This window comes from Salinisphaera sp. Q1T1-3, assembly GCF_003602005.1.
In the GTDB taxonomy this organism is placed as follows: Bacteria; Pseudomonadota; Gammaproteobacteria; order Nevskiales; family Salinisphaeraceae; genus Salinisphaera.
In genome coordinates this window covers 1-5,920 of the sequence record NZ_QZWD01000030.1, presented here as the reverse complement: position 1 = coordinate 5,920, position 5,920 = coordinate 1, and the positions used below count along the sequence as shown (strand labels likewise).

7 protein-coding genes and 2 pseudogenes are annotated in these 5,920 nt (G+C 64.9%); 6 read left to right on the top strand and 3 right to left on the bottom strand.

Annotation, left to right across the window (positions count from 1 at the left end; genetic code table 11):
• Positions 1 to 127 (top strand): annotated as a pseudogene (locus D3260_RS17005) (IS481 family transposase); the annotation flags it as partial.
• Here the strand turns inward: D3260_RS17005 and sufT are convergent.
• The gene (sufT, locus tag D3260_RS17000; protein ID WP_120099802.1) at positions 124 to 675 is read right to left on the bottom strand and encodes a putative Fe-S cluster assembly protein SufT; all 552 of its coding nucleotides are present in this window, start codon (positions 673 to 675) and stop codon (positions 124 to 126) included. The pseudogene D3260_RS17005 and the gene sufT sit on opposite strands and share 4 nt — an antisense overlap.
• A gap of 158 nt (positions 676 to 833) precedes the next feature.
• Here sufT and D3260_RS16995 point away from each other — a divergent pair, with 158 nt between their 5' ends.
• Genes D3260_RS16995 through D3260_RS16975 form a run of 5 tightly spaced genes read left to right on the top strand, consistent with a single transcriptional unit; the run spans position 834 to position 4,393 of the window.
• Positions 834 to 1,217: a sirohydrochlorin chelatase gene (locus tag D3260_RS16995; protein ID WP_120099801.1), complete on the top strand. Its 384-nt coding sequence runs from the start codon at positions 834 to 836 to the stop codon at positions 1,215 to 1,217.
• A 25-nt stretch (positions 1,218 to 1,242) separates the two neighbouring features.
• Entirely contained in the window at positions 1,243 to 1,728 is a 486-nt protein-coding gene (locus tag D3260_RS16990; RefSeq protein WP_120099800.1) for a TspO/MBR family protein, read from the top strand.
• Positions 1,729 to 1,755: 27 nt separating this feature from the next.
• Entirely contained in the window at positions 1,756 to 2,565 is an 810-nt protein-coding gene (locus tag D3260_RS16985; RefSeq protein ID WP_120099799.1) for an SDR family oxidoreductase, read from the top strand.
• A 49-nt stretch (positions 2,566 to 2,614) separates the two neighbouring features.
• A complete protein-coding gene (gene greB, locus D3260_RS16980; RefSeq protein WP_120099798.1) occupies positions 2,615 to 3,097 on the top strand; it encodes a transcription elongation factor GreB in 483 nt (160 codons plus the stop codon).
• Between the two features lie 24 nt (positions 3,098 to 3,121).
• On the top strand, positions 3,122 to 4,393 hold the full coding sequence (locus tag D3260_RS16975; RefSeq protein WP_120099797.1) for an MFS transporter: 1,272 nt from the start codon (positions 3,122 to 3,124) through the stop codon (positions 4,391 to 4,393).
• A 72-nt stretch (positions 4,394 to 4,465) separates the two neighbouring features.
• Here the strand turns inward: D3260_RS16975 and D3260_RS16970 are convergent, their stop codons facing one another.
• Positions 4,466 to 5,482: an HlyD family secretion protein gene (locus D3260_RS16970; RefSeq protein WP_120099796.1), complete on the bottom strand. Its 1,017-nt coding sequence runs from the start codon at positions 5,480 to 5,482 to the stop codon at positions 4,466 to 4,468.
• 307 nt (positions 5,483 to 5,789) lie between these two features.
• Positions 5,790 to 5,920: pseudogene (locus D3260_RS16965) on the bottom strand (IS481 family transposase); the annotation flags it as partial.

The window sequence follows — 5,920 nt, the reverse complement described above, 5'->3', positions numbered from 1 at the left end:
TGCGAACTATCTGCCGTACTGGCTGCATGACTACAACTGGCACCGGCCGCATGCCAGCCTGAACCATCAACCGCCGATCAGCCGGCTGGGCTTATCCGTGAACAATGTGGTGGGTTTACACACCTAGAGCATGCCGACGTGCAGCTTGGCGGCATCGCTCATCATTTCCATGGTCCACGGTGGATCGAAGACGAGCTCGACGTTCACTTGGGCGACCGTGGGCACCATCTGCACCTTGGACCGGACGTCGTCGACCAGGATATCGCCCATGCCACAACCGGGGGCGGTAAGCGTCATGTCGATGTCGACGATACGACGGTCCGGATCCGTGTGATCGAATTCGCAGCGATAGACCAGTCCGAGATCGACCAGATTGATCGGGATCTCCGGATCGAACACGGTCTTCATCTGTTCCCAGGCCAGGTTCTCGACGTCCTCGGCCGTGGCGTTGTCGGGCAGCGCCAGCGGCTCGGGCGGTTCCTGGCCGATCGCATCCGCATTCTCGCCGGCGACCCGGATGAGATTACCGGCAATATAGACCGTGAACGAGCCACCGAGCGCCTGGGTGATGTTGCCGTGCGTGCCGACCGGAATCTCGACCGTATCGCCGGCGGGGATCAACACCGCCTCGCAGTCGCGAGTGAAGGTGACCGGTTCGTTTTGGGGCATCTGCATGATCGCACCTCGCGCGTTCGGTGCTCGTTTCATGGGGGCATCTAGTCTACAGACAAGACGGTCGCGTTGCGTCTGCTAGCATTCGACTGTCGTATTCGTTATCGGACACCGCCGGCCGCCGGCGCCCTGTCCGCCGTCGAGACCGGTATCGATCCGCCATGAAGAAATCCCTGCTGCTAGTCGCCCACGGCAGTCGCCGCGCGGCATCCAACGATGAAGTCCGCACACTGACCGATCGGCTGCGCGCCGACGCCGCGTCGGATTTCGCCGATATTGCCTGTGCCTTTCTCGAACTGGCCGACCCCAGCATTCCGGACGGTCTGGCCGAACTGGCCGAGCGCGGCGCCGAACACATCACCGTGCTGCCTTATTTCCTGGCCGCCGGGCGCCACGTGGCCGAGGATATTCCCGCCGAGGTCGAGACTGCGCGTGCGGCCCATCCCGAGGTCGCGATCGAGATCGCGCCGTATCTGGGCACCTCCGATGCGCTGCCGCGCCTGTTGCTGGAAATGCTCGGTGACAGCGCGGTCGCCGCGGGCTAACCGCGCTCATGGACAGGAGACGCCGATGACCACCGCCGCCCCGGTTTCAACCACGCCCGAATTCCGGCCCGTACCGGCCGCCCTGCTCTGTGCCGCGCTCGTGATGCTGGCCGCCTCGACCGGCGTGTTCGCCGAGCCCGGCGCATGGTATGCCTCGATCAATCACCCGGTCGGCACGCCGCCGAACTTTCTGTTTCCCATCGGCTGGAGCGTGTTCTACACGCTCATGGCCGTGGCGGCCTGGCGCATTCTCAAGGTCGCAGGGTTCGGCAAGGCATTCGTATTCTTCGTGGTCCAGCTGGCACTCAACGCGCTCTGGACTCCCATGGCTTTCGGTGTGAAATCACTGACCGGTGCGCTGGTTGTGGTCATCGCGCTCTGGCTGGCCGTGGCAGCCACGGCGGTCGTCTTCCGGCGCACCGATCGCCTCGCGGGCGCCCTGTTTCTGCCTTATCTGGGCTGGGTCAGTTTTGCGCTGTATCTGAACATCGGGCTCGTGATACTCAACTGATCGCTGTATTCCAAGGACGCCGAGATCATGAAATTCGCTGAGAAATACGGGCCCTGGGCGCTGGTCACCGGTGCCTCGTCGGGTATCGGCGAGGCCTTTGCCCGGGGCATCGCCGCCCGCGGGGTCAATGTCGTGCTCGTCGCCCGACGTGCCGATCGACTCACGCAACTGGCCGCCGAGATCGAAGCCGACAGCGGCGTACGCACCCATGCCATCACCGCGGATCTGACTGGCGATGACGCGTTGCAGACAATCTGCGACGAACTCGGGACACGCCGGATCGGGCTGCTCGTCAACAACGCCGGCGCCGGACAGACCGGTGCTTTTCTCGATCATGACCTGGATACGGAACTGGCCGCGATCGACCTGAACTGTCGCGCGCCACTCATGCTCGCCCATCACTTCGGGCGCATCATGCGCGCCGAGGGGCGAGGCGGCATCGTGATGCTCGCCTCGATCGCCGGCATCCTGCCGGCTCCGATGTTTGCCAATTACAGCGCGACCAAGGCCTGGAACCGCTTCTTCGGCGAGGCATTGCACGCCGAGCTGACCCACGACGGCATCGATGTCGTCTCGCTGTGCCCCGGCCTGACCCAGAGCGAATTCTTCGACAAGGTGGATTTCAATCCGTCGCAATGGCCGGCGCCGCTCAAGGCCACCACAATCATGTCCGCAGAAGAGGTCGCGGCCGCCGGCCTGCGCGGGCTGGGCCATTCGTCGCAGGTCGTGCCCGGTCTGTCCTATCGCTGGCTGATGCGCGCTGCCCGCATGGCCCCGAGCGGGCTGCCGCCTTGGCTGACCGATCGGGTCATGCGTCTGGCGCTCCCCTCCCGCTGACGCCTGCACGGGTTTATGCTGCGCGGTCGTTTCACATTCCGGGAGTGCCGTGGCCCAACGTGACTACATCACCCGTGCGGGGTGGCAGGCCCTGGCCGACGAACTCGACTATCTCTGGCGCGAGAAACGTCCGCATGTGGTGCGGGCCCTGGCCGATGCCGCCGCCGAGGGCGATCGCTCGGAAAACGCCGAATACATCTATCGCAAGAAGGAACTGCGCGAGATCGACCGGCGCGTGCGCTACCTCGGTCGCCGTGTCGATGAGCTGACCGCAGTCGACCCGAGACCGGACAATCCGGACAAGGTCTTCTTCGGCGCCTGGGTCGATGTCGTGGACGAAGACGATGCGACCCATCGTTATCGCATCGTCGGTGCCGACGAGACCGATGCCGCCAGCGGCGCGATCAGCATGCATTCGCCGGTCGCCCGGGCCCTGCTCGGGTGCACGATCGGCGATGCAGTGATGGTCGCCCTGCCCGACGGGCGTCGCGAACTGGAGATCGAGGCGATCCACTACCAGCCGCCGGCCTGATTGTCGTGTAGACTCGCGCGGCTTATGAGCCCTGCGCATGCCGCTGTCGAAACCGAATCCGTACTCAAGGACACGGATTTCCGCAAGCTGCTGGCCAGTCGCCTGTTTGCGGCAACGGCTATCCAGATCCAGTCGGTCGTCGTCGGCTGGCAGCTCTACGACATGACGCACAGCGCCCTCACGCTGGGCTGGGTCGGGCTGGCACAGTTCCTGCCGATGGCAGCGCTGGTACTGCCGGCCGGCGACGCCGCGGACCGATTGCCGCGCCGGCATCTGCTCATCACCAGCTCGACCGCGATGATGATCGCTGCCCTGCTGTTTCTCGGGCTCACGCTCTCGGGAACCGAATCACCGGTAGGCTTCTATGGCGTGCTCGTTCTGTTCGGCATCGCCCGGACCTTCTCGGGCCCGAGTCTGACGGCATTGCTGCCGCAGATCGTAGGCGAACGCCGTCTGCCGAAGGCGATCGCACTCAACTCATCGGTGTTCCAGATCGCGATCATCGGTGGCCCGGCGCTCGGTGGTGCGGTCTATCTGGCCGGCCCGGCCGCTGCCTATCTACTCAGCGCGGTGCTGTTCGGCCTCGCCGCCACAGCCATTCTGGCGATCCGCAAGGTATTGCCACCGCGTGCCGATACCACGCGTCTGCCGGCACTCGAACGCTTTGCGGCCGGCATCCGCTACGTGCGCACGCGCCCGATCATCCTCGGGGCGATCTCGATGGACCTGTTCGCGGTCCTGCTCGGCGGCGCCACCGCGCTGCTACCGGTCTATGCCCATTCGATCCTGCATGTCGGCCCGCTCGGGCTCGGCGCATTGCGCAGTGCCGTGGCCGTCGGGGCATTCGCAATGGGGCTCTATCTGGCGCGCGTATCGCTCAACCGACGGGCCGGACCGACCATGTTCGTGGCGGTGGCCATCTTCGGCCTGGGCACGATCGTCTTCGGACTGTCGACGAATTTCGTGCTGTCCTTCGCCGCGCTGGCGATCATGGGCGCAGCCGACATGATCAGCATGTATGTGCGCTCCTCTCTCATCCAGCTGGCCACGCCGGATGCCATGCGCGGACGAGTCAATGCCGTGAACATGCTGTTCGTCGGCGCTTCGAACGAGCTCGGCGAGTTCGAATCCGGCGTGACAGCCGCACTGCTGGGCACGGTCCCCGCCGTCATCGTGGGCGGTCTCGGCACACTTGCGGTGGTCGGGCTCTGGGCGGCGATGTTCCCGGCGCTGCGGCGCATCGATCGGCTCGACGACGTCGCCCGCCAGCATCGTGAGGCCGATCAGGCTGCCTGACGATCCGACCCCCGCGGCGGCCGGATAACACGACTGCACGCCGCCGATACGGGCCCGCGGCCCGCTTCCGGATCAGTTGTCATCCGCTGACGAGGTATCGTCGTTCGTGCTCGGGGCAGCGCGATCGCCCGAGGCATCGAAGCGCGCGGGCTGCATGTCGTCCCATTCCAGCCGGGCCGGTGCGGCCGGAGCACGCGTGTGTTTTTTCCCGTCCGGCGGATGGACATGAACGGTGGCGGTGAGGCCCACGGACAACGGCAGAGTTTCCGGCCGCTTGTCGAAAGTGATCGTCACCGGCACACGCTGGGCCAGACGGACCCACTGGAAGGTCGGGTTGACCTGCGGCAGGTTGCGCTCACCCGGCGTGTAGTTGTCGATCGCGATACCCCGCCCGATGCTCGCGACATGTCCGTGCAGGTGGGTATCCCCGGCCATCAGCACGATATCGGCCGGATCGCCGACCTTCACGCTATCGAGTTTGGTCTCCTCGAAGTACGCGATCACCCGGAAGGTTTCGGCATCGACCAGCGTCAACGCGGACTGGCCCTGGGAGGCATAGTCACCTTCGTCGAGGCGTAGATGCGTGACGTAGCCGTTGACAGGCGAGCGCACGGTCGCCCATTCGAGGTTCTGACGGGCCTGGGCCAGCTGGGCCTCGTACTGGCTGACCGAGGCCTCGGCCTCGCGCGCACTGGACTGGGCCTGCTGGAGATTCTGCGTGGACACGCCGCCCGGCGGCAACCGTTCGAGACGTTGTGCATTGGCCCGGGTGTAGGCGCGACGGGCCCGCGCGGAGGCCAGGTTGGCCTTGGCCTCGGCGATGGCATGCTTGAAGCGGATCGGTTGGATCTGGAACAGCAGTTCCCCGACATGGACATAGCTGTCGTCGCGGATCGCGACCTTCGTGACCGTGCCCGAGACTTCCGGCGCGATGTTCACGACATTGGCCTGAACCCGAGCATCGCGCGTCCAGGGCGCATATACATAGTGTTGCCAGGCGAACCACCCCAACACCGCGGCGATCGACACGATCACCAGTGTGGCGATGACACGGAGCGTCGTCTTCAGAATCCGGTTGGTGTCGGCCATCGAATTGTCTTTCCTTGAACTTGGGGTCGGGACGTCGCCCTAGGGCCTGTTGATGTTTCGTTCGAGCGCCGCGTTGGCGCCACAAATCGTGTCCGGCAAGGCGCGAGTCGCCAATCGTGACGAGCCACGATTCAGGCTCGCAACACCGCAGGGCGGGATTTGTGGCCCAACCCTTCGGGACAAGCGCTGTTTTGCGGCAAGACGAGGCGTAGTGCGCGCCGTGCCGTTATTCTGCACCAGCGGGCTACAACGCTGTATTGCCGCAAAACAGCGCTTGGCGCGGACTCGCACGAAACCTCAACAGGCCCTAAGTGTGTAAACCCACCACATTGTTCACGGATAAGCCCAGCCGGCTGATCGGCGGTTGATGGTTCAGGCTGGCATGCGGCCGGTGCCAGTTGTAGTCATGCAGCCAGTAAGGCAGATAGTTCGCACGCT

Bases quoted from the DNA above. Each gene is read 5' to 3' on its own strand.
- D3260_RS16985 (WP_120099799.1), top strand. From the start codon at position 1,756: ATGAAATTCGCTGAGAAATACGGGCCCTGGGCGCTGGTCACCGGTGCC.
- D3260_RS16970 (WP_120099796.1), bottom strand. From the start codon at position 5,482: ATGGCCGACACCAACCGGATTCTGAAGACGACGCTCCGTGTCATCGCC.
- D3260_RS16975 (WP_120099797.1), top strand. From the start codon at position 3,122: ATGAGCCCTGCGCATGCCGCTGTCGAAACCGAATCCGTACTCAAGGAC.
- D3260_RS16990 (WP_120099800.1), top strand. From the start codon at position 1,243: ATGACCACCGCCGCCCCGGTTTCAACCACGCCCGAATTCCGGCCCGTA.
- sufT (WP_120099802.1), bottom strand. From the start codon at position 675: ATGCAGATGCCCCAAAACGAACCGGTCACCTTCACTCGCGACTGCGAG.
- D3260_RS16995 (WP_120099801.1), top strand. From the start codon at position 834: ATGAAGAAATCCCTGCTGCTAGTCGCCCACGGCAGTCGCCGCGCGGCA.